We start from the raw sequence: 26007 nt of genomic DNA on the forward strand, positions 1-26007 counted from the left end.
GCGGTCCGAACGCGGACTGCCAGGCGCTTTTTCGCGTTCTTCGGGATTGAACCCCCCAAGTGCCTCTTGCCATCCCAAATCGCGAGACACTAGGAAGTACGAATACTGCTCGCGGGCAGTAGCTACCAGAATCAGCTTTCGAGTCGCAGATTCGTAGAGAGAAGGACCGTCGTCATGACCATCGCTCAGAAGCTCAGCTTCGACGTGCAGCATTCCGACCACGCTCGCACCGCGGCCGAGCGGGAGCAGGTACTGGCGAACCCCGGGTTCGGGCAGGTCTTCACCGACCACATGATCTCGATCGACTACACCGACGGCGAGGGCTGGCACGACGCCAGGCTCATGCCGTACGGGCCGCTCTCGCTCGACCCCGCGACCTCGGTCTTCCACTATGCGCAGGAGCTGTTCGAGGGCCTGAAGGCGTACCGGCAGATCTCCGGTTCGATCGCGACCTTCCGCCCGTACGCGAACGCCGCCCGCTTCAACCGCTCGGCCGAGCGCATGGCCATGCCCGAACTGCCGGAGGAGGCGTTCGTCGAGTCGCTGGAGCTGCTGGTCTCGGCCGACAAGGAGTGGGTGCCGACCACCGAGGGCCACAGCCTCTACCTGCGCCCGTTCATGTTCGCCACGCAGGCCGGGCTCGGCGTCAACTACCCGTCGAAGACCTACAAGTACATGGTGATCGCCTCGCCGGCGGCCTCGTACTTCAGCGGCGGCATCAAGCCCGTCTCGGTCTGGCTGTCCACCGAGTACACGCGCGCCGCGCCCGGCGGCACCGGCTTCGCCAAGTGCGGCGGCAACTACGCCGCCGCCTTCGTCGCCCAGCGCCAGGCCGTCGACAACGGCTGCGACCAGGTCGTCTGGCTCGACGCCCACAAGCACGAGTACGTCGAGGAGATGGGCGGGATGAACCTGTTCTTCGTCTTCGGCAACAAGCTCGTCACCCCGGCGCTCACCGGCACCCTGCTGCCCGGCATCACCCGGGAGTCGATCCTGGAGCTGGCCGGCGACCTCGGCCTGGAGGCCGAGGAGCGGCTGGTCTCGGTGGACGAGTGGGAGTCCGCCTGCGCCTCCGGCGAGCTGACCGAGGTGTTCGCGTGCGGCACCGCCGCCGTCGTCACGCCGGTGGGCTCGGTCAGGGGCGACGACCGCGCTTGGACCATCGCCGACGGCACCCCCGGCCCGGTGACGATGCGGGTGCGCGAGGAGCTCGTCGGCATCCAGTACGGCGCCCGTCCCGACACCCGCAACTGGATCCACAAGATCGGCTAGAGGCCCGGACGGCCGGCGTTCAGGCGCCGGCCTCCGTCAGGGCCGCGGTGTCGACGTGGAGGTTCCACGGGTCGGGCAGGAACACCGGCTCGCCCAGGGAGACGACGTTCTCGCTGCGGTAGCGCCGCCCGCCCGGCCCGCCGAACAGCGTCACCAGCCGCTGGAACGGGTCGATCACCAGGTAGAGCGGCACCCCGCCGCGCGCGTAACCGCCCGTCTTGACGAAGTGCACGTCGTACGTCGTGGCCACCGAGACGACGTCCACGAGCAGGATCGTCGAGGCGCCGTGGACGGCATGCTCCTCGTGCAGACGCGGCCGGGGCGGGACCACGGCCAGGTCGGGCACGTAGAGGTCGTGGCCGGGGCCCAGGTAGACGGTGATGTTCGGCCAGATCTCCCAGCCCCGGACCGCCGCCGCGGCGGCGAGCTGGAACAACGTCCGGGACAGGATCGTGTTGTGCTGCCAGGTGCCCGGCTCGTTCACCACGATCCGGCCCTGGACCGTCTCGATGCGGAACTCGGGGAACAGCTCGCGCACGGTGCGGTAGCGCTCTTCCAGGGGCCTGACCATGCCGCCGTCCTCATGCTTCGCCGGGGGGTTTCCGAAGGATCACTCAGAGTAACGGCGGCGGCGTCCCGCGATCTAGTGGTTCTTCCTGATCATCGTGATCCCGTCGGCGACCGGCAGCATGACCACGCTCACCCGCGGGTCCTCGATCACCAGGTCGTTGAACTCGCGGATCTGCACCGTCGTCGTCTCCGAGTGCGCCGGGTCGGCCACGTGCCCGCTGCGCAGCGTGTTGTCGGCCAGCAGCAGGCCGCCCGGCCGCAGCCGCTCGACCAGCAACTCGTAGTAACCGGGGTAGTTGCCCTTGTCGGCGTCGAGGAAGGCCAGGTCGATCGGCTCGTCGAACGCGGCCAGCGTCTCCAGGGCGGGCCCGAGCGTCAGCGAGACGCGGTCGGTCACGCCGGCCCGCTCCCAGTAGCGCCGGGCGATCGACGTCCACTCCTCGCTCACGTCGAAGCAGTGCAGCCGCCCGCCGGACAACCCCCGCGCGATGCACACCGACGAGTAGCCGGTGAACGTGCCCACCTCGACCGCCACGGCCGGCGCCGTGAGCTGGGTCAGCATGGTCAGGAACCGGCCCTGGTCGGCGGAGATCTGCATCCTGGCGGCGTCGCCCGTCGCCTCGGCGGTCTCCCGCGCCAGCTCGTCGAGCAGGGGGTCGGGCGGGGTGGAGTGGTCGAGGATGTACCGGCCCACCGCGGGGTCGAGGAGGTTCGCCTTCATGAAGGTCATTCTCCCCTCACAGCGTTCTCTCATCGTCATCAGGTACCAATGAGGGAGCCGCCCCGGCCGGCTGTCCGGAGAGGGGTTCCGGCGTTGGTAGGGTCTGCGCGATCGGTGAGCTGGAAGTGGGCGGATGATGAAGCGGTTGGTTGCGGTCGTGGTCGCGTGTGCGGCGCTGGTGGTGCTGGGTGTGCTGGCCTTCTCGGAGCCGGGTGAGACGGCCGGGTCGGTACGCCTGACCAGGCAGCTCGACGGTTCGATGGTGCTGGCCGACAGGTCCAGCCACGCGCCCGTCCTCGACGTGTATGAGGACTTCGACTGCCCGATCTGCAAGGAGATGCACGCCAAGGTCGACGGCACGATCCAGAAGCTGGCCAGGGAGGGCAGGCTCAAGGTCGTCTTCCACCCCGTGACGATCTTCCAGGACGAGCCCATGCGCTCCAACTCCATCAGGGCCGCGGCCGCCGCCCGATGCGTGCCGGAGGACAACTGGCTGGCCTTCAGGGACGAGCTCTACGCCATGCAGCCCGCCCCGCACGGCTCGGCCTCGGGCTTCACCGTGGCGGAGCTGGTGGCCGCCGCCAGGAAGGCCGGCGCCTCGGTGGACGAGTGCGTGACCTCGCAGTCGTACGCCAAGACCCACCTGGCGGAGACCTCGAAGATCCGCATCCAGGGCACGCCGACCGTCCTGCTCGACGGGCAGCAGCTCGGCAACGAGGTGTTCGACCCGGCGGCGCTCGAACGCGCCGTCACCGGGGGCGCGGGCGTGCAAGTGTAAGCTCGTGTCCACAAGTTGAGACCGATGTGCCAGATGGTGAATCCCTGTGGCAGACTGACAGGCACCATGTTCTACGGTCTGCTCATTATCGGCAGGCGCGCTGGCTGACAAAGGGACACCGCCAGCGCGCAGACCTCTCACGTCCGTGAGGGGTCTTTTTGTTTTCCAGAACACGGATCCGAAAGAAGAGACTTCATGGCCGACGACCGCTTCCACGTCTACGACACGACCCTGCGCGACGGCGCGCAGCAGGAAGGACTCAACCTCACCGTCGTCGACAAGCTCGCCATCGCACGGCAGCTGGACAGCCTGGGCGTCGGTTTCATCGAGGGGGGCTGGCCGGGCGCCAACCCCAAGGACACAGAGTTCTTCAGGCGCGCTCGAACAGAGCTCGACCTGAAGCACGCGCAGCTCGCCGCGTTCGGCGCGACCCGCCGGGCCGGTGTGAAGGCCGCCGACGACCCATTGGTAGCCGCATTGCGCGAATCCGGCGCGCCGGTCGTGACCCTTGTCGCCAAGAGCCACGACCGGCACGTGGAGCTGGCCCTCCGCACGACTCTCCAGGAGAACCTCGCGATGATCCGCGATACGGTTTCTCACCTTCGTGCGGAGGGACAGCGAGTCTTCCTCGACGCCGAGCACTTCTTCGACGGCTACACCTCCAACCCAGCCTACGCGCTGGAAGTGCTGCGGACCGCCGCCGAAGCCGGGGCCGACGTCATCGCCCTGTGCGACACGAACGGCGGCATGCTGCCCGACGAGCTGGCCGAGACCGTGCACGCGGCCGTCCAGACCGGGGCCCGCGTCGGCATCCACTGCCACGACGACACCGGCTGCGCCGTCGCCAACACCCTCGCCGCGGTCAAGGCGGGCGCCACGCACGTCCAGGGCTGCGCCAACGGCTACGGCGAGCGCTCCGGCAACGCCAACCTCTTCACCGTCGTCGCCAACCTCCAGCTCAAGCGCGGCTTCGACCTCGTGCCGCGGGAGGCGCTGGCGGACATGACGCGCATCGCCCACGCGATCACCGAGGTCACCAACGTCACCCCCAACTCGCACGCCCCCTACGTCGGCATGTCCGCCTTCGCCCACAAGGCCGGTCTGCACGCCAGCGCCATCAAGGTCGACCCCAACCTCTACCAGCACATCGACCCGGCCGCCGTGGGCAACGACATGCGCATGCTCGTCTCCGACATGGCCGGCCGCGCCTCCGTCGAGCTCAAGGGCCGCGAGCTGGGCTACGAGCTGACCCCCGAGCACACCAAGACGCTCGTCGAGCGGGTCAAGGAGCTGGAGTCGCAGGGCTTCACCTTCGAGGCCGCGGACGCGTCGTTCGAGCTGCTGCTGCGCGACACCGTCCAGGGGGCGCGCCGGCGGCACTTCGAGGTGGAGTCGTGGCGGGTCATCGTCGAACGGACCAAGGGCGGCGAGCTGGTCAGCGAGGCCACCGTCAAGCTGCACGCCAAGGGCGAGCGCATCGTCGCCACCGGCGAGGGCAACGGCCCCGTGAACGCCCTGGACAAGGCCGTACGGCAGGGGCTCGAACAGCTCTACCCCGAGCTGGCCCGGCTGGAGCTGGTGGACTACAAGGTGCGCATCCTCGAAGGCACCCACGGCACGGACGCCGTCACCCGCGTCCTCATCACCTCCAGCGACGACACCGCCGAGTGGGCGACGGTGGGGGTGGCCGAGAACATCATCGACGCCTCCTGGCAGGCGCTGGAGCAGGCGGTCACGTACGGCCTGCTGCGCGCGGGCCGCGACTGCGGCTGACTCTGGGGAGCGCTCCGAGCGGTCTTCGCTTGTAGGGCGCTGCGCGCCCAGGGGCGTTCAGGCGTTCCTGATCCGGCGCCTTCGGCGCACCCCGCGGCCCGACCCGCCCGTTCGCCGGGTGGGTCTTCGGGAGCCCGTTCCGAGCGACCCTCGCGGCTGAGGGCCGCCCTGCGGAAAGGGCGGCCCTCAGCCGTGGGTGCGGGGCAAGGGGTGACCCGGGCGGACCCACTGGGCGCTGCCGGGCCACGTGTCCCTCATCTCGTCGTCGAACGCCTCGCGGGCTGCGCCGACATCGGTTTCGAAGTCGGCGTCCAAGGAGGCCGCGCTTCTCGCCAGGAACGCCTTGACCATGCGGCCCGGCGCCGTGGGAGCCGGTCCGATCACGGCTATCTGCTTCCCGCCGCGCGTAACCACGATCGTCTCTCCGTGTTCGACCTCGTCGAGGACGGCGGCGAAGCTTCTGGACGCTTCGGTGGCGGTCATCACCTTCATGGAATCGAATTATCTGATCGATGGGACGTCGCCCGGGGGTCGCCGGGGCGGACGAGGCCGGATTCGTAGGCGTGGCGGACCATCTGGGCGCGGTCGCGGAGGGCGAGTTTGGTCAGCAGGCGGTTGATGTGGGTGCTGACGGTCGCCTCCGTGATGGACAGCGTGCCGGCGATCTCGGTGTTGGACAGGCCCTGCGCCACCAGCCGCAACACCTCCTCCTCCCGGGCGGTCACCCCCGTGGCCGACGGCGCCGGGGCCGGTGCCGTACGCCGGTAGGCCGCCACGACGCGGCCGGTGACCGCCGGGTCGAGCAGGACGTCGCCCCGCGCGGCGCTGCGGATGGCGGCGAACAGGTGCTCGGGCGGCGACACCTTGAGCAGGAAGCCGCTGACCCCGGCGTGCAGCGCGAGGTCGAGGTTCTCGTCGGTGTCGTAGGTGGTCAGCATGATCACTCGCGGGGGCGCCGGGGTCGCGAGGATGCGGCGGGCGGCCTCCAGGCCGTTCAGGCGGGGCATCGCGATGTCGAGCAGCACGACGTCGGGGCGCAGGTCGCGGGCCAGCGCCACGGCCCGCTCGCCGTCGGCCGCCTCGCCCAGCACGGACAGGTCCGGCTGGGTGCCGATCATCAGGCGCAGCCCGGCCCTGATCATCGCCTGGTCGTCGGCGATCACCACACCGATCGCGCGGCCGGGCTCGTCAAGCGCGGGATCGGCGGAGAGACCGCGGGTATCGCGGGCATCGCGGGCGCTGCGGGCACCGCGGGCGGAAGCGGGGGTGGAGGCGTGCCGGGCATCGCGGGCGGAGACGGCGCGCGCGGGGGTGGCGGCGGCGGGGGTGGCCGGGCGTTCTGAGGAGGAGGGTGTCACAGGGGGAGCTCCGCCCGTACCGTGAAGCCGCCTTCGGGGAGGGGCGCCGCCGTCAGCGTGCCCTCGAAGAGGGCGGCGCGCTCGCGCATGCCGATCAGGCCGTGGCCGCCGCCCCCGCCCGACGGCGGCCGGGGGCCGCGCGGCCCCCGGTCCGTGATCTCCAGCCGGAGCTCCGCCGGCAGGTACGAGACGCGCACCGCCGCCCGCGTCGGCCCGGCGTGCTTGAGGGTGTTGGTCAGCGCCTCCTGGACGATCCGGTACGCCGACAGATCCAGCCCGGCGGACAACGACACCCGCTCGCCCGACACCGCCAGCGTGACGTCGAGCCCGGCCGACCTGAACTGCTCCAGCAGGTCCTCCAGCCGGTCGAGCCCGGCCTGCGGGAGCAGGTCGCCGGCCTGCGTGCCGCGCAGCAGCCCGAGCATGCGCCGCAGCTCCTCCATGGCCTCCCGGCCGGCCGCCTCCACCGTGGTGAGCGCCTGCCGCTCGGGCTCCTGGTCCGCGCGCAGGAGCAGCCGTACGGTGCCGGTGTGCATGGTCATCACGCTGACGCTGTGCGCGACGATGTCGTGCAGCTCGCGGGCGATGCGGGCACGTTCCTCCTGCACCGACTCGCGGGCCAGCAGCGCGCCGCGCTCGGCAGCCTGCACGGCCAGCACGCGGTGGCGGCGTACGGCCAGGCCGGCTCCGGCGGCGATGGCGCACATCACCAGCGCCACGGCGACGTCCCCCCATCCCGACGGAGGGGAGGTCCTGGACAGCATGGCGGCCACGAACACGCCGGTCGCCGTCAGCCCGGCCACGGCCCGCGCGCTGTCGGGACGCACCTCGGCCAGCAGCGTGCACAGCAGCACGAGCTGGGTGTAGAACTGCCACGCCGCGGGGGAGCCGGGCGTCAGCGCGAACGTCGCGATGTTGGCGGCCGAGTAGACGACCAGGATCGCGAACGGCGCGCGCGTCCGAAACAGCACCGCGACGGCCGTGACCAGCCCGGCGGCGATCCACAGCAGCAAATGGGAGCGGGGAGAGGCCATCGAGCGCACGCTGACCTCCTCCGCGACCGCGAACAGGGCCACGACCGCCGCCACGAGCCAGTCGACGGGGGAGGGGGAACGGCGGTGGAGCATGAGGCGAGAGTAGCCCGCCCGGATTGTCGCAATGCGCAGCGGACTCCACCGAAAGGCAGCGGACTCCAGCGAAAGGCGGCGGACTCTACCGAAAGCAGCGCAATCCTGCGAAAGGCGGCGGACTCCCCCGAACGCAGTGGAATCCGCCGGAAGGGGGACGCCGAGTCCAAGCCTGCCTTGACGACGGCCCCGGCGATCGACGCCTACCGTGCCCGGCATGTTCACCGACGCACTCTCCATCCGCCGTTTCCTGGCCGGCGCGAGCCTCGTCCTGGCCCCGGTCTGCCTGATCCTCGGAATGATCACCGACCCGTCCGAGCCCGGGGTCGAGGACCCGCTGGTCTACGCGCACAACCCGGGCGCCGTGGGCGTCAGCGCGACGCTCCTGCACTACAGCTGGGTGCTGTTCGTGCCCGGGGTGATCGGCATGGTCCTGCTCGTCCGGGGCAAGGGCAGGGCGCTGGCCACCGTCGCGGGCGCGCTCGCGGTGCTCGGCCTGACCGACTTCTCGTCGCTGATGATCTCGGACTTCTTCGACATCGTGCTCTTCGACGCCCTGCCCGTCGCGCAGGCCGAGCAGCTCATGCGGGACGCGGCGCAGCCCGCCCTCATCGCCGCCTGGCAGCTGCCCGGGATGATCGGGTCCTTCCTGGGCCTGGTCCTCGTCGCGGTCGCGTACGCGCGGGCGGGGCTGGCGGGCTGGTGGTTCCCGGCGGGCGTGCTGGTGGGCATCGTGGTGTGGCTGTTCGGCGCGAGCGCGTGGAACCTGGTCCTCGGCATCGGCGGCCCGGTCGTCCTGCTGGCCGCGTTCGGCACCGTCGGCGTGTCGATCATCCGCACGCCGGCGCCGCGCGAACGGGCGGCCTAGAGCCGGTCGGGGCCGCCGTCCTCGTCCAGCCAGGCCACGACGTGGGTGGTGAAGCTGTCCACGAGCGTCAGGGGTTCGCCGGCCAGCACGAGGAGGGCGACGAGCTGGTTGACGCCGAACGCGCGCTCCCACGTGACCGCCCGCCGGTAGGTGCCGGCGTCGACGGCGTCGCGCAGGTGCGCCCAGCCGTGCCAGCCCATGAAGGCCGCGTCGATCGCCGGGTCGAACAGGTGGGCCCGGTCCCAGTCGAGGACGCCGACCAGCTTGCCGTTCGCGTCCCAGTGGACGTTGTCGCCGACGAGGTCGCCGTGGACCAGCGTGTCGGGGACCTGTTCCAGGGCCAGGGCGTCGTCGAGGCGCCGGCGTCCCTCCTCCCGCCACCTGGCCGGGAAGCGCGGGATGACCTCTTCGGCCAGGATCGTGCTCCAGCTCGCCGGCCCGGCGTACGAGCGCGGGGCGGGCAGCAGGGCGCGCAGCTCCGGGGTGACGGGCAGCTCGCGCAGCGCGCCGAGCAACTCGCCGATCAGCGCCGGATCGCCCTGGCCCGCGCCGAGACCGGCGCCGTCCAGCCAGGACACGGCCACGGCGGCGCGCTCGCCGAACGTCGTCACCGGCGTCAGCGGCTCGGGCACCGCGAACGGCAGCCCGGCGGCGGCGATCGCGCGCAGCAGCTCGGTCCGCCGCGGCAGCGCCGCGCTCACGCTCGGCCGCCGGCCGACCCGCACGGCCGCCACCCCGGGGAGCAGCACGACGTCGTGCATCCCGCCGGGGGCGAGCCGCGCACTGCGGAGGGGAGCGCCGGGCACGAGCGCGTCGGCGATCTCCAGCAGGTCAGGGGGCACGGGCTGGCTCATCGGCTCATCTCTTCGAGGGGACTTCGAGGGGACTTCGAGGGGACTTCGAGGGGACTCGGAGGGGGAGGGTTACGCGTAGAGCCTACGCGGGTCCCGGCCGGTGCCCGGCCTCCATACGATGGTGACCCATGAGCTTCAGTGTGCTCGGCGTGCACGCCCACCCGGACGACGAGGCGATCTGGACCGGCGGCACCCTCGCCAAATACGCCGACGAGGGCGCCACGACCGCCGTCGTCACCTGCACCTGGGCCGAGGGCACCCAGCGGGCGCGGGAGCTGGAACGGGCCCTCGACATCCTCGGCGCGGGCAAGCCCCGGCTGCTCGGCCTGGCCGACGCGGGCAAGCCCGAGTCCGCCCCCGGCCGTCCGCGCTTCCTCGACGTGCCGTTCGACGAGGCGGTGGGCCTGCTGGTCGAGCACATCAGAGCCGTCCGGCCCGACGTCGTGCTCACCTTCGACGGCTTCGGCGGCTACGGCCACCCCGACCACGTGCACGTGCACCGGGTCACCCTGGCCGCGGTCGAGGCGGCCGGCTACGACCAGCTCTACCCCGGCACGGGCGACCCCTGGCGGCCGCACGCGCTCTACCTGGCGACCGTCCCGCGCTCGGTCGTGACGGCCCACTGGCGGGCGGTCTTCGGCGCCGATCCGGAGCCGGGCCAGGCGCTGCCCGGGGTCCCCGACCACCAGGTCTCGGCCGCGATCGACGTCTCGCGCTGGTCGGAGCGCAAGTGGGCGGCCATGCTCGCCCACGAGTCCGAGGTGGAGCGCGGCGCGTCGATGACCATGCTGACCGGGCTGCCGGAGCGGGCCCGCGCCCAGATGCTCGCCAACGAGTGGTACCGGCGGATCGCCTTCTAGACCGGCTAGAGCAGGCCCGCGGAGAGGGTCTCGCCCTCGACCTTGAGCTTGCCTCCCGAGCACGACACCTCGGGCGAGCCGGTGCCCGGCACGATCACCGTCAGCAGCGACTTCGCCGCCGGCGACACCACCACGTTGGTCGCGTCCTTGGCCAGGTAGGTGGGCGACACCCAGCCCAGCCTGCCGCCGCGCTCCACCTTCTGGCCGCCGACCCGCTCGCACGAGGAGAACTGCATCAGCGTCACCTTGAAGGCGCCGTCGGCCAGCACCACCTTGCCGCCGCCGTTCGAGACGACCTTGTACGAGGGCGCGAACCGCCACACGTTCCTGACCTTCTTGCCCCCGGAGGCCGTGTCGAGCACGGCCATCAGGTCCTGGCCGTGGTTCACCAGCACCGAACGCGTCCGGCTCACGCCGTAGGCCCGGTCCGTGAGGCGGAAGGCCTGCCGGTCCTTGCCGTAGGAGGTCTTGGTCAGCTTGGACGAGGTGCGCGGCCGGAACCGGGCCCCCTCGACCGTCGGCACGTTGTGCGCCTCGGGGGAGAGCGTCCAGTAGCGGTAGGCGCTCTTCTCGTAGGAGTGGAAGCCGCCGTCCATGAGGATGTCGCGGCCCTGCGCGTAGTACGTCACGCCCAGGTGGTCCTCGTGCCCGTGGAACTTCATGCCGGGCCCGAACCTGATCGAGTAGTACGACGAGTCCGGCTTGCCCCAGGCCGTCCGGCCGTAGACGTAACCGGCCTTGTAGACCTTGACCTTCTGCTTCGGGGTGCCGGTCTCCATCTTCGGCTCGGTCTCGGCGCTGCCGTCGCCGATCGGGACCATGTAGCCGTTGGGCATCGTGGAGTGGGCGATGAAGTCCTTCAGCGCCTCGGCCCGCCGGCTGATCTCGGCCGGCACCTTGCGGTCGCACGCCTTCATGTTGGCGATGGCGACCTGGAGGCGGCCGTACACGTAGACGGCGTAGCGGGGGGCCTGCTCCATGAGCGCGCCCTGGGAGTCGACGTCGAGCTTGACCGTGCCGGTGAGCCGCCTGGAGGCCAGGTTCGACCAGTCGGAGCGGCCGTACCGGCAGCCGATGCCCATGAGGGCGATGTCCTGGTCGATGCCGTGGTTGTGGCCCTTCTTGTACAGCCGCGCGTCCGACAGCAGCTTGGCGTGGTCGGCCAGGCTGTCCTTCAGCCAGCTCTCCTTGACGTGCATGCTCAGGCACAACAACGGCTGCGTGCGCAGCGAGACCGGGTGGTCCTTCCACACGTACGGCTTGGTGGCGGCGGCCCCGCGCCGGTTGTTCGCCACCCAGTCCTTGGTGATCTCGGTGGCACGATCCAGGTAACGCCGCTCGCCGGTGTTCTCGTAGGCCACGACCAGCGTGCCCATCCAGCGCAACGACTGGAAGACGAACTCCCACGACCGGTTCCGGTACGGGCTCGCCCCCCAGTCGACGTCCTTGCCCAGCTTGTACGCCGGCAGCCCGACCAGCGAGATCTCGCCCTTCATGACGTCCTCGGCCGTCGGCGTGCCCGGCAGCCAGTCGCCTTGGCACTGCGCGGTACGGGTCACCTTGTCGGCGGCCTGCGCCGGGCTCGTCAGCCCGCCGAGCGCGAGCGTGAGGGCAAGAGGTATCGCGAGCCGGCGCACGCCAGGGTTCCTTCCGGACAAGAAAGTGAGGGCGGGACATGCTTTCGGAATCACGATCAACCGGTCAAGTCGCGTACCGGATCGTTAACGGCCCGATGCCCGCCGGTGCCTGCGGCGGCGTGAATGTCATGCTGGAGCCGTGAGATTCGACGACATCGTGCTGCCCGACACGCCCGCCTGCCGCGGCGCGCTGGAGGTGGCCACCCGCTACCAGACACCCTCGCTGCTCAACCACTCGCTGCGCGCGTACCTGTGGGCCGCCGCGTACGCCCAGAGCAGGGCGATCGACTTCGACGCCGAGCTGCTCTACGTGTCGTCCATGCTGCACGACATCGGCCTGGTCGCCGAGTTCGACAGCCACACGGTGCCGTACGAGGAGGCCGGCGGCCACGTGGCCTGGGCCTTCTGCGCGGGGGCCGGCTGGTCGCCCGAGCGCCGGCTGCGCGCCGCCGAGGTGATCATCCGGCACATGTGGGAGGAGGTGCCGGTGGAGGAGGACCCGGAGGGCCACCTGCTGGAGCTCTCCACCGGCATGGACATCTCCGGCCGGCGTACCGAGGACATCCCCGACGGCGTGCGGCGCGAGGTGCTGGAGCGCTACCCGCGGCTGGAGATCGCCAAGGAGTTCGCCGCCTGCATCGCCGACCAGGGCGCGCGCAAGCCGTCGAGCTTCGCGGGCCGGTTCGTGCGCGGTGGGATCGCCGACCGCATCGCCGCCAACCCCCTCGACGCCTAGCCCTTGGGCCCAGCGCTCTGCACGACGTCGAAGCTCCACACCTGGGAGTCCGTCGCCGCCGGGCCCTGCCCGTGACCGTGCCCCTGCCCCTGACCCTGCCCCGCGGCGGCCTGGGCGTGGCCGCGCTGGAACGCCTGGCCCTGCTGCCAGGCCTGGAAGTCCTCCTCGCTGCGCCAGCGCGTGTAGACGAGGTACTGGTCGGTGCCCTCGACCGGCCGCAGCAGCTCGAACCACTCGAACCCGTCGGCCGACTCGACCATCCCGGCCCGGCCGGAGAACCGCCGCTCCAGCTCCTCCCGCATCTCGGCGGGCACGGTCAGGACGTTGATCTTCACGATGGACAACGGAGGACCCCTCTCGGCGAAAGCCTTAGTGCACGACCCGCTGCGTCGCAGGTGAGGGCTCCAGGCTAACGCGGGCCACCGCCGGCACGTGATCCCTGTCCAGCGCGTCCCGCAGGTTCGGCAGGGTGACCCGGGACAGGTGCTCGCTCAGCTCGCTCATCGGGGCGGCCTCGTCGGCGGCCACGCGCAGCCGCACCTCCGGGTGGCCGCGCGGGCCGACCAGGTCGGCGTCGGCGTTCAGGACGGCGGGGCTGGCCGCGACGTCGGCGGCGACCGCGTGGGCCATCCCGCCCGCGGCGATCTCGGTGACGCCGTCCGGGCCGGCCTCCAGGCGCAGCCGGGTGCGGGCGTCCCTGCGACCCTGCGCGACCAGCCAGCGCAGGGCCAGCAGCGCGACCAGGACCGACGCCGCGGCCACGGCCCACCACACGGGCGGGCTGTTGCGGGTGAAGAACCCGCGCACGCCCGCGTCCACGATCGGCGTGGACGGCCCCAGCAGCCCGCGGGCCAGCGTCAGCCCGCCGAGCACGGCCAGCACCAGCCCCACCAGGGCCAGCCCCCACCGGTTGCCGCGGCCGGTCTTCCTGTTCATCGGCGCTCCTTGACGTTGACCGCCACCCGGTACGGCTCCACCGGGTCCAGCCCGGCGAGCCTGGTGAGGACGGCTTCGCGCACCGCCCGGCCGAAGCCCTCGTCGTCCCAGCCGGACGTGGCGGGGGTGACGGCGACCGTGTGGCCGCGCAGGCTGGCGTGCGCCGAGCGCACCCCGGGCACCTCCTCGGCGGCGTGCTCCAGGGCCCTGGTGAAGCTCTTGGGACGCACGCCGATGATCAGGTCGGGGTCGCCGGTCCGCACGGGGACCATCCGCGGCCGTCCCGGCACCAGGGCCGTGACCAGCAGCGCCAGGCCCACCAGCGCCACGATCGCGGCCCCGGTCAGGAACAGCGGGTCGGACCACGGCGTCGTGGTCGCCCACGCCAGCATCCGGTCGTAGGGCAGCCATCGCAACGGGCTGCCGGCCAGCGCGGAGATCGTCTCGGCGGCGACCAGCAGCCCCAGCAGCGTGAGCAGGACGGCGACCACGATGGCGGGCACCCGGCGCTGCGGCCGGAACGCGCGCACCGCGGCCCGGTCGGCGCTCTTGTCCCGCGGCGGCGCAGCCCCCGGCTCCCCCGCTCCCACCGGGACGGCCCCCCGCGCCTCCTCGGGCTCCTCGGACGGGAGAGGGCGGGTCATGCCGGGCCTCCCGTCAGATCGGTCATGATCACGTCGAGACGGGTGACGTCGAGGCCGGTCTGCATGGCCACCCGGTTGCGCACGTGCTCCCGCAGCCGCGCGGCCACGGCGTGCAGCGGGGCCGGGTAGGCGACGGTCACGTCCAGCTTCAGGGTGGCCCGCTCGCCGCGCACCTCGGCGCTGGACGAATGCGTCCACGGCGCCCCGCCCAGCCGCACGTCGAGCACCTCCGGCACCTCCCGCGCCGCGCAGCAGGCGATCTTGGCGACCACCCGCTCGGCAACCTCCGTACGGCCCCGCCGCTCGGGCTCGGCCGCCGGCGCGAGCCGCTGCCGGGGAACCGTGACGTGGGGAGTGGTGGTCATCGCCGCCTCGCGGTCAGGCCGGACAGGTTCACCTCGCCGGTCTCGGCGACCTTGCCGACCAGGAAGCCGACCGCGCCCAGCACGAGGACGAGCAGGAACGCGCCGAGGCCGCCGAAGGCCCCCGCGAGTCCGAGGATGATGCCGACCGCCATGCCGATGACCGGCAGCCAAGGGACGTTGCTCATGATTCCTCCACCACGTCGATCACCACGTCGTCGATGTGCACGTTCACGGGACGTCCGCCGCCCGGCTCCCACACCGCCTGGCGGACGTCCTCGGCGGTCTCGGGCAGCGGCCGTTCCAGGGTCGCCACGATGGCGATCTCCACCGTGTCCCCGTCGGCCGAGACGCCCATGACCCGGGCCCCGGGCAGGTACGTCGCCACCGTCCCGAACGGGCCGCCGGACAGCCCCGCCACCCCCGGGCAGGCCCGTACGAGCTCGGCCAGCGTCTCGGCCTCCGCCTTGGCGTCGGCGTCGGCGTCGGCCCGCGTATAGGCGGTGGCGCCGGGCCCGGTCATTGGACCCGGGGCTCCGGCTGCTCGGCGTCCTCGCCCCTGCCGTCGCTCCTGCCGCGGTCCCTGTCGCGGTCCCTGTCGCGGTCCTGGCCGGGCAGGTGCACGTCGTCCACCCTGATGTTGACCTCGGTCACCTCCAGGCCGCACATGCGCTCGACCGCCGCGATGACGTTCCTGCGCACAGCCGCGGCCAGGTCGGGGATGGCGGTGCCGTACTCGGCGACCAGGTCCATGTCCACGGCCGCCTGGCGCTCGCCGACCTCGACCGAGACGCCCTGGGCGACGCTGCGCTCACCGCCGACCATCCCGCGCACGTTGCCGAGCGCCCTGGCGGCGCCGCCGCCCATGGCGTAGACGCCGGAGACCTCGCGTGCAGCCAGTCCGGCGATCTTGGCGACGACGACGTCGTCGATGCTCGTCGTGCCCTTGTCGGTGACCAGCGAAGTCGCCGGCCCGCCCTCCTGCGTTCTGGCCCGCGGTACGGCAGAAGTCTGGTTGACCATCGTGTCCGGCACGTTCCGTCACCCCCGTAGAAGTCTCTGATAAGCAGAGATATCCGCCTAACCACCGACGATGCGCTACAAAACGGACTCTGGGGGCATTTATGGAGAGTTCCTGACTTTTTTGGCGGTGGGCGGACCCCTCCGGCGGCGGCGATAGCCTTGTCAGGTGCGTATAGCGAGGTTCTCCACAGGCGAAGGCGTGTCGTTCGGCGTGGTCGAAGGCGGCCCTGGAGAGGAGTTCGTCTCCACGGTCTCCGGCCATCCGTTCGGCCAGGTGCAGTTCACCGGCGAGCGCTTCCCGCTGTCCCAGGTGAAGCTGCTGGCCCCGATGCTGCCGAGCAAGGTCGTCGCCATCGGCAGGAACTACGCCGAGCACGCCCGCGAGATGGGCAACGAGGTGCCCGACGAGCCGCTCATCTTCATGAAGCCGTCCACGTCGGTGATCGGCCACGGCGAGGCCATCGCCTACCCGACCTCGCTGTCCGACCGGGTCGACTACGAGGGCGAGCTGGCCGTGGTGATCGGCAGGCTCTGCCGCGACGTGCCCGTCGACCGGGTCAAGGACGTCATCTTCGGCTACACCTGCGCCAACGACGTCACCGCCCGCGACCTGCAGAAGAAGGACGTGCAGTTCACCCGGGCCAAGAGCTTCGACACGTTCTGCCCGCTCGGGCCCTGGATCCAGACCGATCTCGACGCGAGCGACCTCGCGCTGACCACCACGGTCAACGGCGAGATCCGGCAGAGCGGCCGCACCAGCCAGCTCATCAACGACATCCCCGCGCTGGTCGCCTACGTCAGCGCCGTCATGACGCTGATCCCCGGCGACGTCATCCTGACCGGCACCCCGGCGGGCATCGGCCCGCTGGAGATCGGCGACGAGGTCAGCGTCGGCATCGAAGGCATCGGCACTCTCACGAACAAGGTGGTCTCCCGTGACTGATCTACGGGTGCGTTTCGCCCCGTCCCCGACCGGCATGTTCCACGTCGGCGGCGCCCGCACGGCGCTGTTCAACTGGGCCCTCGCCGAACAGTCCGGCGGCCGCTTCGTCCTGCGCGTCGAGGACACCGACGCCACGCGCAACCGTCCTGAGTGGACTGAGGGCATCATCTCGGCGCTCGACTGGATCGGCATCAACGGCACCAACCCGGTGTTCGAGGGCCCCTACTTCCAGTCGGCCTACGAGCCGCAGCACCGCGAGGCCGTGGCCAAGCTGCTGGCCGACGGGAGGGCGTACCACTGCGACTGCACCCGCGAGACCCTGGTGGCCCGCACCGGCTCCGAGCACAAGGGCTACGACGGGTTCTGCCGCGAGCGCGGCCTGAGCGAGGGCGCGGTGCGCTTCCGCACCCCCGACGAGGGCGTCACCCTCGTCGAAGACCTGATCAGGGGCAACGTCGAGTTCCCCAACGAGGCCCAGGAAGACTTCGTGATCGCCCGCACCGACGGCTCGCCGCTCTACGTGCTGGCCAACGCCGTCGACGACATCACCCAGGGCATCACGCACGTCGTGCGCGGCGAGGAGCACCTGGGCAACGCCGCCAAGCAGGTGCTGCTGTGGCCGGCGCTCGGCGCCAACCCGCCGGTCTGGGCCCACCTGCCGGTGATCGTCAACGAGCAGCGCAAGAAGTTGTCCAAGCGCCGCGACAAGGTGGCCCTGGAGGACTACCGCGACGAGGGCTACCTCGCCGAGGCCATGGTCAACTATCTGATGCTGCTCGGCTGGGGCCCCGGTGAGGACCGCGAGATCATGCCGTGGGCGGAGATGGTCCCGCTGTTCAGGCTGGAGGACGTCAACTCCGCCAGCGCCTTCTTCGACGAGAAGAAGCTGCGGGCCTTCAACGGCGAGTACATCAGGGCCCTGCCGCTGGAGACCTTCGAGGAGCGCTGCTCGCCCTACCTCGACCCCACCTGGGACCGCGAGCTGTTCAGCAAGGTCGCGGCGCTGGCCCAGACCCGCATCGGCGTGCTGTCGGAGATCCGGCAGAACGTCGACTTCCTCTTCCTCGACGAGCCCGTCTTCGACCAGCCGTCCTGGGACAAGGCGATGAAGAACTCCCCGGTGGAGATCCTCGACGGCTATCTCGACCGCCTCCAGACGGTCGCCTGGGACCCTGAGTCGCTCAAGGAGGCCCTGGAGGAGGTCGGCGCGCCGCTCGGGCTCAAGCTGGGCAAGACCCAGGCCCCCGTGCGCGTGGCGATCACCGGCCGGACGGTGGGCCTGCCGCTGTTCGAGTCGATCGAGGTGCTCGGGCGCGAGCGCTCCATGGAGCGGATCCGAGCGGCGCTAGCGCGCCTGCGAGGCTGAGCGACGACCCGACGGCCATCGACAGCCACACCCCCGTGACACCGAGCCACGAGCTCAGCAGATAGGCGAGGGGCAGCTGCACCGCGAAGCCCGCCAGCGTGGCGGCGAGCAGGCGGCTGCCCCTTCCGCTCGCCTGGAGCACCCCGCCGACGGCGATCAGCCCGCCGAACGGCACCAGGTAGAGCGCCATCCAGCGCAGGAAGCCCACGGCCACCGTCGGGTCGTCGGTGAACAGCCCGGCCGCGGGCGCGGCCACCAGGTTGAGCACGACCGCGACCGCCGCCCCCGTCACCAGCCCGAGCCGCAGCGGTGACCCGACCGGCTCCGACCGCGCGGTACGGATCATCGCCGCCTGGCGCAGCGCGTAGAAGACCATGACGCCGGCCAGCATGATCTTCTGGCCGATGCCGTACCCGGCGACCTCGGCCGTGCCGAACCCGGCCACGATCTCCACCAGCGCCATCCCCACCAGGGAGCGGGCCAGGAAGTCGCCCGACATGGGCAGGCCCGTCCGCAGCACCTCGCCGGCGAGCAGGCCGTCGCCGCCGGCGGCGCGGAGCCGTACGAGGGAGGTCGCGGCCACCCCGAGCGTGACCAGCCGCGCCGCCACGGTGGCCAGCGCGGCCCCCTGGACGCCCAGGCCGAGGCCGTAGATGAACAGCGGGTCCAGGACGACCACCAGGGCGTTGCAGATCAGCGCGTTCCGCATGGGGGTCTTCGTGTTGCCCAGCCCCTTGAGGATGCCGTCCACGACGGTCTGGGCGAAGAACACCGGCAGCCCGGCCAGGGAGACCAGGAAGAAGCCGGCCGTCAGCCCGGGATCGTCGGTGAACAGGGCCGCCAGCGGCTCGCGCAGCAACACGCCGGGGACGGCGACGGCGACCGAGAACGCGGCCCACAACACCCAGCCCGTCCTGATCACCGGCCCGATCGGCGCGTGCCCGTCCCGCCGCCCGATCAGCACGGTCACCCCCGTCGGGACGGCCAGGAACAGCCCGTAGGCCAGGTATTCGGCCGTGGTGCCCACGGTGACGGCCGCGAGGGCGCCCTCCCCGAGCCCCGAGACCCACAGCAGGTCGATCACCCCCACCGCGACCACGGCGGTGAGCAGCTCCACGTAGATGGGGAGAGCCAGCCTGAACATGCGTACCTCGTTTCGTTGTACCTCGTTTAGAGGTATAGCGTTACGATGCACGACATGGCAAGCGGCGGGGATCTGTCCCTCACCATCCTGGGATTCCTGAACGAACGTCCGATGCACGGCTACGAGCTCAAGGCCCGCCTGACCGCGCTCACCGGCCACCTCCGCCCGGTCAGCGACGGAGCCCTCTACCCCGCCATATCGAGACTGGAGAGCAAGGGCCTGGTCGAGCGGCACGAGGAGGCGGGCGCGGCGGCGGCCCGCAGGCAGGTGCTCACGCTCACCGGCAAGGGCCGCGAGGAGCTGCTGCGGCGGCTGCGCGAGCCGAGCGAGCTCGACGTCAGCGACCAGACGCGCTTCTTCGCCCTGCTGACGTTCCTGTCGGCGCTGCCCGACCCGGCCGACCGGTCACGGGTGCTGCGCCGCCGGCTGGCCTTCCTGGAGGCCCCGGCGAGCTTCTTCTACGAGGACGGCCGGCCGGTCCGGATCAAGGACGAGCCCGACCCGTACCGGCGGGGCATGCTGGAGATCGCCCGCGCGTCGAGCCGGGCGGAGAAGGAATGGCTCCGGCAGCGCATCGAGGAGCTGCCGGAGCCGTAGGGAAAGCCTCATCGGGGGAGGCGGGGGAGGCGGGTGAGTCTCGGGAGTCGGGGGAGCGGCGGTCAGTCGAGGCCGCGGCGGGCCAGCAGCGGCCCGATGCCCGGCTCGCGCCCGCGGAAGTTGCGGAAGGCGGTCAGCGGGTCGATGCTGCCGCCCCTGGAGAGCAGCTCGCGGCGGAAGTGGTCGCCGTTCGCCCTGGTCAGGCCGCCGTTCTCCTTGAACCACTCCACGCTCTCCGCGTCGAGCACCTCGCTCCAGATGTAGGAGTAGTAGCCGGCGCTGTAGCCGCCCGAGAAGATGTGGGCGAAGTAGTTCGTCCGGTAACGCGGGCGTACGAGCCGCACGTCGATCCCGGCCGCCTCCAGGGCCCGCTGCTCGAACGCCTGCGCGTCGGCCACCTGCTCGCCGGGCGCCAGCCGGTGCCAGGCCCAGTCGAGCAGCGTGGCCGCCAGGTACTCCACCGTCGCGAAGCCCTGGTTGAACTTCTCGGCCGCGTTGAGCTTGTCCACCAGCTCGGCGGGCATCGGCTCGCCCGTCTCGTGGTGCTTGGCGTAGTTGGCCAGGACCTCCGGCCAGGTCACCCACATCTCGTTGACCTGCGAGGGGTACTCGACGAAGTCGCGCGGCACGCTGGTGCCCGACACGCGCGGGAAACGCACCTGCGAGAACAGCCCGTGCAGCGCGTGGCCGAACTCGTGGAAGGCGGTGTTCACCTCGTCGTACGTCAGCAGCGTCGGCCCCGAGGCCGGCTTGGTGATGTTGAGGTTGTTCATGACCACCGGCAGCTCGCCGAACAGGTGCGACTGGTCGACCAGGTTGTTCATCCACGCCCCGCCGCGCTTGTTCGCCCTGGCGTAGGGGTCGAGCAGGAACAGGCCGAGCGCGCCGCCGTCCTCGTCGAACACCTCGAAGACGGTCACGTCGGGGTGGTAGCCGCGCAGGTCGGGCCGTTCGGTGAAGGTGATGCCGTAGAGCTTGGTGGCGGCGAAGAAGACGCCGTCCCTGATGACCCGGTTCAGCTCGAAGTAGGGGCGCATGGCGTCGGCGTCGAAGTCGTAGCGGGCCAGCCGCACCTTCTCCGAGTAGTACGACCAGTCCCACGGCTCGATCTCGAACCCGGCCTGCTCGGTCAGCGCCTCGGCCTCCTTGCCGGCGTTGCGCACCGCCGGGCCGACGAGCTGGCCGAGCATCTCCTCGACCGCCTCGACGGTCTTGGCCGTCTGGTCGGCCACCGAGTAGGCGGCGTGGTCGGGGAAGCCGAGCAGCGCGGCCCGCTCGGCCCGCAGCGTGGCCATCCTGGCGGCCCGGTCGAAGTTGCCGGGGGCGCGGCCGACGCTCCGCTCGTACAGGCGGCGGCGCACGTCGCGGTCGGTGAGCTGGGCCAGGCCGGGCTGGTTGGTGAAGTTCAGCAGCGGCAGGACGTACGTGCCGTCGTCCTGGCGCAGGGACTCGATCCTGGCCTCGTCGAAGCCGTCGAGCTCCTTGGGGTCGGTGAGGACCAGGGCCTCCTCGGTGGACGCCTTGAGCAGGGTCTGCGCGAACTCGGTCGACAACTTCGACAGCTCGCCGTTGAGCTCGCGCAGCCGGTCCTGCTCCGGCTCCGACAGGTCGGCGCCGGCCCGGACGAAGTCCTCCCGGTACTTCTCCAGCAGCCACGCCTCCTCGGCGTCGGACGTGCCGACCTGCTTGATCCGCGCCCACAGCGCCCGGTTGAGGCGGATCGCGTCGTTGTGCGCGGTCAGCTTCGGGGAGATCTCCTTCTCGATCTCCATGATGCCGTCGCTGGAGTTGGACGCGGCCATGCTGAAGAAGACCGTGGCCGTGCGGTCGAGGATCCGCCCCGAACGCTCCAGGGCCGCGATCGTGTTGTCGAAGGTGGGCGGCTCGGTGTTGTTCGCGATCGCGTCGACCTCGGCCAGGTGCTCGGCCATGCCGCGCTCGAACGCGGGCAGGTAGTGCTCCTCGCGGACGTCCTCGAACGGCGGCAGCTGGTACGGCAGGCTACTAGGGGCGAAGAACGGGTTCTCGGCCAACGCTTGGGCTCCTCCACGTGGTGTTTTGTCCTCTTCAGCTTGGCACGTCAGAGCCCGTGCCGCAGGCGGCCGGACGCCGCTTCGGCAATCGTTTTGGTCTTACCCCCCGAGCTGGGCTATTCTTTCGGACGTCGCCAAGCGCGCTCCGAGAAGGGGTTCGCAGCGGTGGGGTATGGTGTAATTGGCAGCACGACTGATTCTGGTTCAGTTAGTCTAGGTTCGAGTCCTGGTACCCCAGCAAGTCAAGGAAACGGATGTCTCTCTGAGAGACGTCCGTTTTTTCGTGTCGGCGGTCGGTCGGATCGCCAGGCCGTCCAGGATCTCGCTGATCCTTCGGCGGTCCGCGACCGTGTTGCCCGGGGTGGCCACGGCCGCCTTCCTGATCAGATGGTCCCGTGTGCCTGATGTGCGTCCGCGCCTCCGCGCCGGACACGTCGAGGTCCCCAGGACGGCCCTGACCCTGTCGTACGCGGACGAAGTCGCCATGCTGGACATCCGTGTGACGGCGGGCGCGGTTTCGTTCCGCAGGAGGCTGTTGAGGGCTTCGGGGCGGAAGGCACGCCTCGGGGACCGGCGGGCTGGACGGAGATCGCGGGCGAGGCGGCCGACGTCATGCCCGCACTCGACGTGGGGCCGACCGGCTGCACGCCCGCCGGGAGGAGCCGGCACGCGCGGTGCGGGTCACGTACGAGCGGTGCGGGCCACGTATGAGGGAGGTCGCGCCGCCGCCGTGGCCTTCCGTTGCCGGGTGCTCGGCGGGTAGCCTCCCTCGCCTCATGGAGGAATTCCGCATGCGCGAGGGCGGCCTCGCTCGTTTCGTCGCGCCGTTCGCCGCGCCGCTGGCGCTCTTCTTCGCCGTCTGCCTGCTGCTCGGGGCCGTCTTCACCGGCAGCTCGGCGCTGGGCGTCCTGATCGGCGCGCTCGCCACGGCGGCGCTGACCGGCGTGCTCGTCGTCAAGCACCGCCGTCTGGTCGCGGGCACGGTGGTGCGCTTCTCGCCGGAGGGCGTGGAGCTGGCCGACGCCCGGGGCTTCCGGGTGCGCCTGCGCTGGCCCGACATCACCCGGATCGGCGTGGTGGACACCCGGCCGGCCGACCCGCGGCTCCTTGGCCGGCCCGGCGGCGTGCGCGTACGCGTCCAGGCGCTGCGGTCGGTGGGGCTGGTCGGGTGGGGCGAGCGCGCGCTCCCGCCGCGGGCGCCGCGGTGGATGCGCGAGCGCCTGGCCCGGGGGCCCGCCGACCCCGTCACCGGACGGCCCGAGGTCGCGATCCCGCTCGGCGAGATCGACCCGCTGTGGGAACGGGGGCCGATGGGCGACTGGGTCCGCCGCCACAGGCCCGATCTCATGCGCTGATAAGCGGTTTGGTTGTGGTCTGCGGGGTGCGGTAGAGTTACCTGCGTCGCCGGGGAGACCCGGCACACCAGCTTGTGGACAAGGTCCCGTCGTCTAGTGGCCCAGGACGCCGCCCTCTCAAGGCGGTAGCGCCGGTTCGAATCCGGTCGGGACTACCACGATCACAAGCTGTGCGAAGGTCCCGTCGTCTAGTGGCCCAGGACGCCGCCCTCTCAAGGCGGTAGCGCCGGTTCGAATCCGGTCGGGACTACGTTCACCCAAACGCTCCGGTGCGTCAAGCACCGGGGCGTTTTTCGCGTTCTACGCGCTGCCGCGGCCAACAACCTTTCGCGTTCTAAGGATCGCCCGCGGCCAAGAACCTTTCGCGTTCTAAGGACCGCCCGCGACCGAGAACCTTTCGCGTTCTACAGGCTGCCGTGACCGAAAACCTTTCGCGTTCTACGGGCTGCCCGCGGCCGAGAACGGCCTGCGCACGGAACAGGGCCCCGCGCGGTTCGCGCGGGGCCCTGGCCGGGGTGCGATCAGGCCGAGGAGCGGGCCTTGAACAGGGCGCGGCGAGCCGCCTTGGCGATCTGCTTGTCGGGGTGGACCTGGGAGATCAGATCCAGCAGCTCCTCGACGTGCGCGTGCGGGATCTTCCAGATCACCTCGAGAAGCCCGCTGACCATGTCGGGCCCGATGTCCTGCAAACTGCTGACGAACTCCGAACGCCCCAGCCCGGCCGAGATCGTCCACATGTCGAGGATCAGCCAGTGGGTGTCGTCCTGGGTGGGCTCGGGCGCCCCCTCGACCCCGAGCTGGCTCAGGTGCGTCGCCGCGTACGGCCGCAGGGACGGCTGCTTGAGCGCCGCCTGCCAGGCCGGGACGGCGGCCTCGCCCAGCGTGCCCACCACGCTGGCCGCCTGCACCCGGATCAGGGCGTCGCTCTCGTCCTCGGCCGTGGCTTCGAGCAGCTCCTCGGCGGCCTTGGCCGGCTCCCTGAGCCGCATCCAGGCGGCGAACTCGGCGTCGGCCTCGTCCTCGGGCAGCTCGGCGCTCAGCGCCAGCAGCTCGTGGGCGCTCATCGACTCGATCGCGGGCCGGGCGTCGACCTCGATGTCGGCGTCGTCCACCAGGTGGACGACGCCCTCGGTGCCCAGCGGGGTGAGGCGCACGGTGGTGCCCTCGACCTCGACCATGCCGTAGCCGGTCAGCCAGTCGATGGCGGGGGCCAGCGGGTCGCCGGCCGCCTCCCAGGCGTCGCCGCCCAGCTCGTCGAGGTCGGCGGCGGCCTCGGCCAGGTCGCGGGCCAGGTCGTCGCGCTCGCGCGAGCCACCGGCCAGCAGCAGCCTGACCAGCAGGCCCCGGGTGAGGCCGGCCAGCGCCATCGTCAGGTCGTCGTCGTCGAGCTCGGGGTCGCCGTAGTCGACCGAGTGCAGGCCGAGCATCCAGGCGTCGAGGACGTCCTCGTCGTCGTCGAACGGCCACTCGGAGGTGTCGTCCTGGACGGCCACGGTGTTGCCCTCGCCCGGTTCGAGGAACTCCAGGTCGACGGCGAGGTTCCAGATGTTCCAGAGCTGCGGGACCGCCTCGGCCACCGGGCCGTCGGTCTCGGGCCTGGGCAGGCCGACGGCGGCCAGCGCCTCCTCCACCTCGGCGTCGGTGAGCAGGGTGTCCTCGCCGACGCGGCGGCCGGAGCCGACCCACAGCGCCAGGTCGCGGGCCTTGGCGACCAGCGGGGCCTGGCGGGCGGCCGCGGCCAGCTCGGAGTCGGGGCGCAGCCTGATCGTGTCGAGCTCGGCCAGCTCGTCGGCGAACGCCTCGAAGTCGCCGAGGTCGCCGGTCTCGTCCTCTTCGTCGTCACCCGCGCCGTCGTCGTCGAGCAGGTCTTCCATGAGCTCGACGAACTCGTCCTCGACGTCGTCGAGCTCGGCCTGCAGGTCGGCGAGGGAGTCGGAGCCCTTGGCGAGCCTGCCGGTCTGGGAGAGGAACGTCAGGTACGCGTCGACGGCGGGCAGCATGCCGTCGGCGGCGGCGTCGGGATCCTCCACGACCTTCGGCATGCGGTCGAGCAGCAGGTTGCGCAGGTCGGCACGCTTCCACGTGCCGAGGTCCTGCGAGAAGGCGAGACGGTGCCAGAGTGCGGCAGGCCCCACGAGCTCGGGGTCGCTTCCGGGCGCGTTGGAACGCGCCCACATGATGAACTCTTCGAGCAGGGGTCGCAGCTCAGTGGCGGCTACCTCGATGCGATCTGTCACGCACTCAGGCTAGTGCGCCCGCGAGGCAGTCGGCCCCCGAAATACGAGCTTTCGCCGATCATGACGTGCGGCGCATGGCCTCGGTGATGCGTTCGGCGGCCGCCATGACGGGCACGGCGTGCAACCGGCCGGGCGCCCGGGTGAGCCGCTCGATGGGCCCGGAGACCGAGACGGACGCGATCACCTTGCCTCCGCTGCCCCTTATGGGGGCCGACACGCTGGCCACCCCCTGCTCGCGCTCGCCGACGCTGTGGGCCCACCCGCGGCGGCGCACGGAGGCGAGGGTGGCGGCGGTGAACTTGGCGCCGCGCAGGCCCCTGTGCAGCCGGTCGGGCTCCTCCCAGGCCAGCAGGATCTGGGCCGCCGAGCCCGCCGTCATGGGCAGCGCCGACCCCACCGGGACGGTGTCGCGCAGGCCGCTGGCCCGCTCGGCCGCCGCCACGCACACCCGTTCGTCACCCTGGCGCCGGTAGAGTTGCGCGCTCTCGCCGGTCAGGTCGCGCAACTGCATCAGCACGGGCGAGGCCACCGCGAGCAGCCGGTCCTCGCCGGCGGCCGTGGACAACTCCGCGAGCCGCGGCCCGAGCACGAATCTGCCCTGGGTGTCGCGGCTCACGATGCGGTGGTGCTCAAGTGCGACGGCCAGCCGGTGGGCCGTGGGGCGGGCCAGGCCGGTGGCCTGGACGAGCTGAGCCAGGGAAGCGGGACCCGCTTCGAGGGCATTGAGTACAAGAACGGCCTTGTCGAGTACTCCGACTCCGCTAGAGTTGTCCATACACCGATACTGCCGTCTCGACATATGAGAAAGCAAGT

The 26007-nt window shown here is 71.3% G+C and carries 28 protein-coding genes and 3 tRNA genes; 13 read left to right on the forward strand and 18 right to left on the reverse strand.

Annotation, left to right across the window (positions count from 1 at the left end):
* The first annotated feature begins 174 nt into the window (after positions 1-174).
* Positions 175-1272: a branched-chain amino acid aminotransferase gene (locus ACFYYW_RS34910; protein ID WP_387655254.1), complete on the forward strand. Its 1098-nt coding sequence runs from the start codon at positions 175-177 to the stop codon at positions 1270-1272.
* A gap of 19 nt (positions 1273-1291) precedes the next feature.
* On the opposite strand, the gene ACFYYW_RS34915 is transcribed toward ACFYYW_RS34910, so the two are convergent.
* Positions 1292-1843 carry a Uma2 family endonuclease gene (locus ACFYYW_RS34915; RefSeq protein ID WP_387655256.1) on the reverse strand — a complete coding sequence of 184 codons (552 nt, stop codon included), beginning with the start codon at positions 1841-1843 and terminating at the stop codon, positions 1292-1294.
* Between the two features lie 72 nt (positions 1844-1915).
* Positions 1916-2563: an O-methyltransferase gene (locus ACFYYW_RS34920; protein ID WP_352319024.1), complete on the reverse strand. Its 648-nt coding sequence runs from the start codon at positions 2561-2563 to the stop codon at positions 1916-1918.
* A 133-nt stretch (positions 2564-2696) separates the two neighbouring features.
* On the opposite strand from ACFYYW_RS34920, the gene ACFYYW_RS34925 reads away from it, so the two are divergent.
* On the forward strand, positions 2697-3341 hold the full coding sequence (locus ACFYYW_RS34925) for a DsbA family protein (RefSeq protein ID WP_387655259.1): 645 nt from the start codon (positions 2697-2699) through the stop codon (positions 3339-3341).
* Between the two features lie 195 nt (positions 3342-3536).
* Positions 3537-5114, forward strand: coding sequence for a citramalate synthase (gene cimA, locus ACFYYW_RS34930; protein WP_352352188.1), 1578 nt, complete (start codon positions 3537-3539; stop codon positions 5112-5114).
* A 186-nt stretch (positions 5115-5300) separates the two neighbouring features.
* Here the strand turns inward: cimA and ACFYYW_RS34935 are convergent, their stop codons facing one another.
* Genes ACFYYW_RS34935 through ACFYYW_RS34945 form a run of 3 tightly spaced genes read right to left on the reverse strand, consistent with a single transcriptional unit; the run spans position 5301 to position 7599 of the window.
* Complete coding sequence (locus ACFYYW_RS34935) at positions 5301-5606, reverse strand: type II toxin-antitoxin system Phd/YefM family antitoxin (RefSeq protein ID WP_387655262.1); 306 nt, start codon at positions 5604-5606, stop codon at positions 5301-5303.
* Entirely contained in the window at positions 5603-6472 is an 870-nt protein-coding gene (locus ACFYYW_RS34940; RefSeq protein WP_387655264.1) for a response regulator, read from the reverse strand. The genes ACFYYW_RS34935 and ACFYYW_RS34940 overlap by 4 nt, the downstream gene beginning before the upstream one ends.
* On the reverse strand, positions 6469-7599 hold the full coding sequence (locus ACFYYW_RS34945; RefSeq protein WP_387655267.1) for a sensor histidine kinase: 1131 nt from the start codon (positions 7597-7599) through the stop codon (positions 6469-6471). The genes ACFYYW_RS34940 and ACFYYW_RS34945 overlap by 4 nt, the downstream gene beginning before the upstream one ends.
* A 217-nt stretch (positions 7600-7816) precedes the next feature.
* Here ACFYYW_RS34945 and ACFYYW_RS34950 point away from each other — a divergent pair, with 217 nt between their 5' ends.
* A complete protein-coding gene (locus ACFYYW_RS34950) occupies positions 7817-8467 on the forward strand; it encodes a hypothetical protein (RefSeq protein ID WP_387655270.1) in 651 nt (216 codons plus the stop codon).
* Here ACFYYW_RS34950 and ACFYYW_RS34955 read toward each other — a convergent pair.
* The gene (locus ACFYYW_RS34955; RefSeq protein ID WP_387655273.1) at positions 8464-9321 is read right to left on the reverse strand and encodes a phosphotransferase; all 858 of its coding nucleotides are present in this window, start codon (positions 9319-9321) and stop codon (positions 8464-8466) included. The genes ACFYYW_RS34950 and ACFYYW_RS34955 overlap by 4 nt on opposite strands.
* Before the next feature lie 128 nt (positions 9322-9449).
* Here ACFYYW_RS34955 and ACFYYW_RS34960 point away from each other — a divergent pair, with 128 nt between their 5' ends.
* Positions 9450-10181, forward strand: coding sequence for a PIG-L family deacetylase (locus ACFYYW_RS34960; RefSeq protein ID WP_352319042.1), 732 nt, complete (start codon positions 9450-9452; stop codon positions 10179-10181).
* A 5-nt stretch (positions 10182-10186) separates the two neighbouring features.
* Here ACFYYW_RS34960 and ACFYYW_RS34965 read toward each other — a convergent pair whose 3' ends face one another.
* Entirely contained in the window at positions 10187-11818 is a 1632-nt protein-coding gene (locus tag ACFYYW_RS34965) for a heparinase II/III family protein (protein WP_387655275.1), read from the reverse strand.
* Between the two features lie 139 nt (positions 11819-11957).
* On the opposite strand from ACFYYW_RS34965, the gene ACFYYW_RS34970 reads away from it, so the two are divergent.
* A complete protein-coding gene (locus ACFYYW_RS34970) occupies positions 11958-12554 on the forward strand; it encodes an HD domain-containing protein (protein ID WP_387655277.1) in 597 nt (198 codons plus the stop codon).
* Here the strand turns inward: ACFYYW_RS34970 and ACFYYW_RS34975 are convergent.
* Genes ACFYYW_RS34975 through ACFYYW_RS35005 form a run of 7 tightly spaced genes read right to left on the reverse strand, consistent with a single transcriptional unit; the run spans position 12551 to position 15519 of the window.
* A complete protein-coding gene (locus ACFYYW_RS34975) occupies positions 12551-12898 on the reverse strand; it encodes an antibiotic biosynthesis monooxygenase family protein (protein WP_387655280.1) in 348 nt (115 codons plus the stop codon). The two genes, ACFYYW_RS34970 and ACFYYW_RS34975, sit on opposite strands and share 4 nt — an antisense overlap.
* Positions 12899-12923: 25 nt before the next feature.
* Positions 12924-13490, reverse strand: a complete 567-nt coding sequence (locus tag ACFYYW_RS34980) for an alkaline shock response membrane anchor protein AmaP (protein ID WP_387655282.1) — start codon at positions 13488-13490, stop codon at positions 12924-12926.
* Positions 13487-14134 (reverse strand): DUF6286 domain-containing protein, encoded by a 648-nt coding sequence (locus ACFYYW_RS34985; RefSeq protein WP_387655284.1) that lies wholly within the window; start codon positions 14132-14134, stop codon positions 13487-13489. The genes ACFYYW_RS34980 and ACFYYW_RS34985 overlap by 4 nt, the downstream gene beginning before the upstream one ends.
* Positions 14131-14499, reverse strand: coding sequence for an Asp23/Gls24 family envelope stress response protein (locus tag ACFYYW_RS34990; protein ID WP_387655287.1), 369 nt, complete (start codon positions 14497-14499; stop codon positions 14131-14133). The genes ACFYYW_RS34985 and ACFYYW_RS34990 overlap by 4 nt, the downstream gene beginning before the upstream one ends.
* Positions 14496-14684, reverse strand: coding sequence for a hypothetical protein (locus ACFYYW_RS34995; protein WP_352319054.1), 189 nt, complete (start codon positions 14682-14684; stop codon positions 14496-14498). Before ACFYYW_RS34995 ends, ACFYYW_RS34990 begins: the two co-directional genes overlap by 4 nt.
* Positions 14681-15019: a hypothetical protein gene (locus ACFYYW_RS35000; RefSeq protein WP_387655290.1), complete on the reverse strand. Its 339-nt coding sequence runs from the start codon at positions 15017-15019 to the stop codon at positions 14681-14683. Before ACFYYW_RS35000 ends, ACFYYW_RS34995 begins: the two co-directional genes overlap by 4 nt.
* Entirely contained in the window at positions 15016-15519 is a 504-nt protein-coding gene (locus ACFYYW_RS35005) for an Asp23/Gls24 family envelope stress response protein (protein ID WP_387655360.1), read from the reverse strand. Before ACFYYW_RS35005 ends, ACFYYW_RS35000 begins: the two co-directional genes overlap by 4 nt.
* Positions 15520-15685: 166 nt before the next feature.
* Between ACFYYW_RS35005 and ACFYYW_RS35010 the strand changes: the two genes are divergently transcribed.
* Both ACFYYW_RS35010 and gltX read left to right on the forward strand, forming a co-directional pair.
* Entirely contained in the window at positions 15686-16462 is a 777-nt protein-coding gene (locus tag ACFYYW_RS35010; RefSeq protein WP_352319059.1) for a fumarylacetoacetate hydrolase family protein, read from the forward strand.
* A gap of 34 nt (positions 16463-16496) precedes the next feature.
* Complete coding sequence (gltX, locus tag ACFYYW_RS35015; RefSeq protein WP_387655363.1) at positions 16497-17828, forward strand: glutamate--tRNA ligase; 1332 nt, start codon at positions 16497-16499, stop codon at positions 17826-17828.
* Here gltX and ACFYYW_RS35020 read toward each other — a convergent pair.
* Positions 17722-18972 carry an MATE family efflux transporter gene (locus ACFYYW_RS35020; protein WP_387655292.1) on the reverse strand — a complete coding sequence of 417 codons (1251 nt, stop codon included), beginning with the start codon at positions 18970-18972 and terminating at the stop codon, positions 17722-17724. The two genes, gltX and ACFYYW_RS35020, sit on opposite strands and share 107 nt — an antisense overlap.
* A gap of 54 nt (positions 18973-19026) precedes the next feature.
* Here ACFYYW_RS35020 and ACFYYW_RS35025 point away from each other — a divergent pair, with 54 nt between their 5' ends.
* Complete coding sequence (locus ACFYYW_RS35025; RefSeq protein ID WP_352319063.1) at positions 19027-19569, forward strand: PadR family transcriptional regulator; 543 nt, start codon at positions 19027-19029, stop codon at positions 19567-19569.
* 62 nt (positions 19570-19631) lie between these two features.
* On the opposite strand, the gene ACFYYW_RS35030 is transcribed toward ACFYYW_RS35025, so the two are convergent.
* Positions 19632-21602, reverse strand: coding sequence for a M3 family metallopeptidase (locus ACFYYW_RS35030; protein ID WP_387655295.1), 1971 nt, complete (start codon positions 21600-21602; stop codon positions 19632-19634).
* A gap of 166 nt (positions 21603-21768) precedes the next feature.
* On the opposite strand from ACFYYW_RS35030, the gene ACFYYW_RS35035 reads away from it, so the two are divergent.
* From ACFYYW_RS35035 to ACFYYW_RS35050, 4 genes are all read left to right on the forward strand, one after another.
* Positions 21769-21840 (forward strand) — tRNA-Gln (locus ACFYYW_RS35035).
* A gap of 538 nt (positions 21841-22378) precedes the next feature.
* Positions 22379-22957: a hypothetical protein gene (locus tag ACFYYW_RS35040; protein ID WP_387655298.1), complete on the forward strand. Its 579-nt coding sequence runs from the start codon at positions 22379-22381 to the stop codon at positions 22955-22957.
* 82 nt (positions 22958-23039) lie between these two features.
* Positions 23040-23115, forward strand: a tRNA-Glu gene (locus ACFYYW_RS35045).
* 19 nt (positions 23116-23134) lie between these two features.
* Positions 23135-23207: transfer RNA gene (locus ACFYYW_RS35050), tRNA-Glu, on the forward strand.
* Positions 23208-23478: 271 nt separating this feature from the next.
* Here ACFYYW_RS35050 and ACFYYW_RS35055 read toward each other — a convergent pair.
* The gene (locus tag ACFYYW_RS35055) at positions 23479-25194 is read right to left on the reverse strand and encodes a hypothetical protein (RefSeq protein ID WP_387655301.1); all 1716 of its coding nucleotides are present in this window, start codon (positions 25192-25194) and stop codon (positions 23479-23481) included.
* Positions 25195-25252: 58 nt separating this feature from the next.
* A complete protein-coding gene (locus ACFYYW_RS35060; RefSeq protein ID WP_352319070.1) occupies positions 25253-25969 on the reverse strand; it encodes an IclR family transcriptional regulator in 717 nt (238 codons plus the stop codon).
* Positions 25970-26007 lie beyond the last annotated feature (38 nt).

This window comes from Nonomuraea sp. NPDC001831 (assembly GCF_042892035.1).
In the GTDB taxonomy this organism is placed as follows: domain Bacteria; phylum Actinomycetota; class Actinomycetes; order Streptosporangiales; family Streptosporangiaceae; genus Nonomuraea.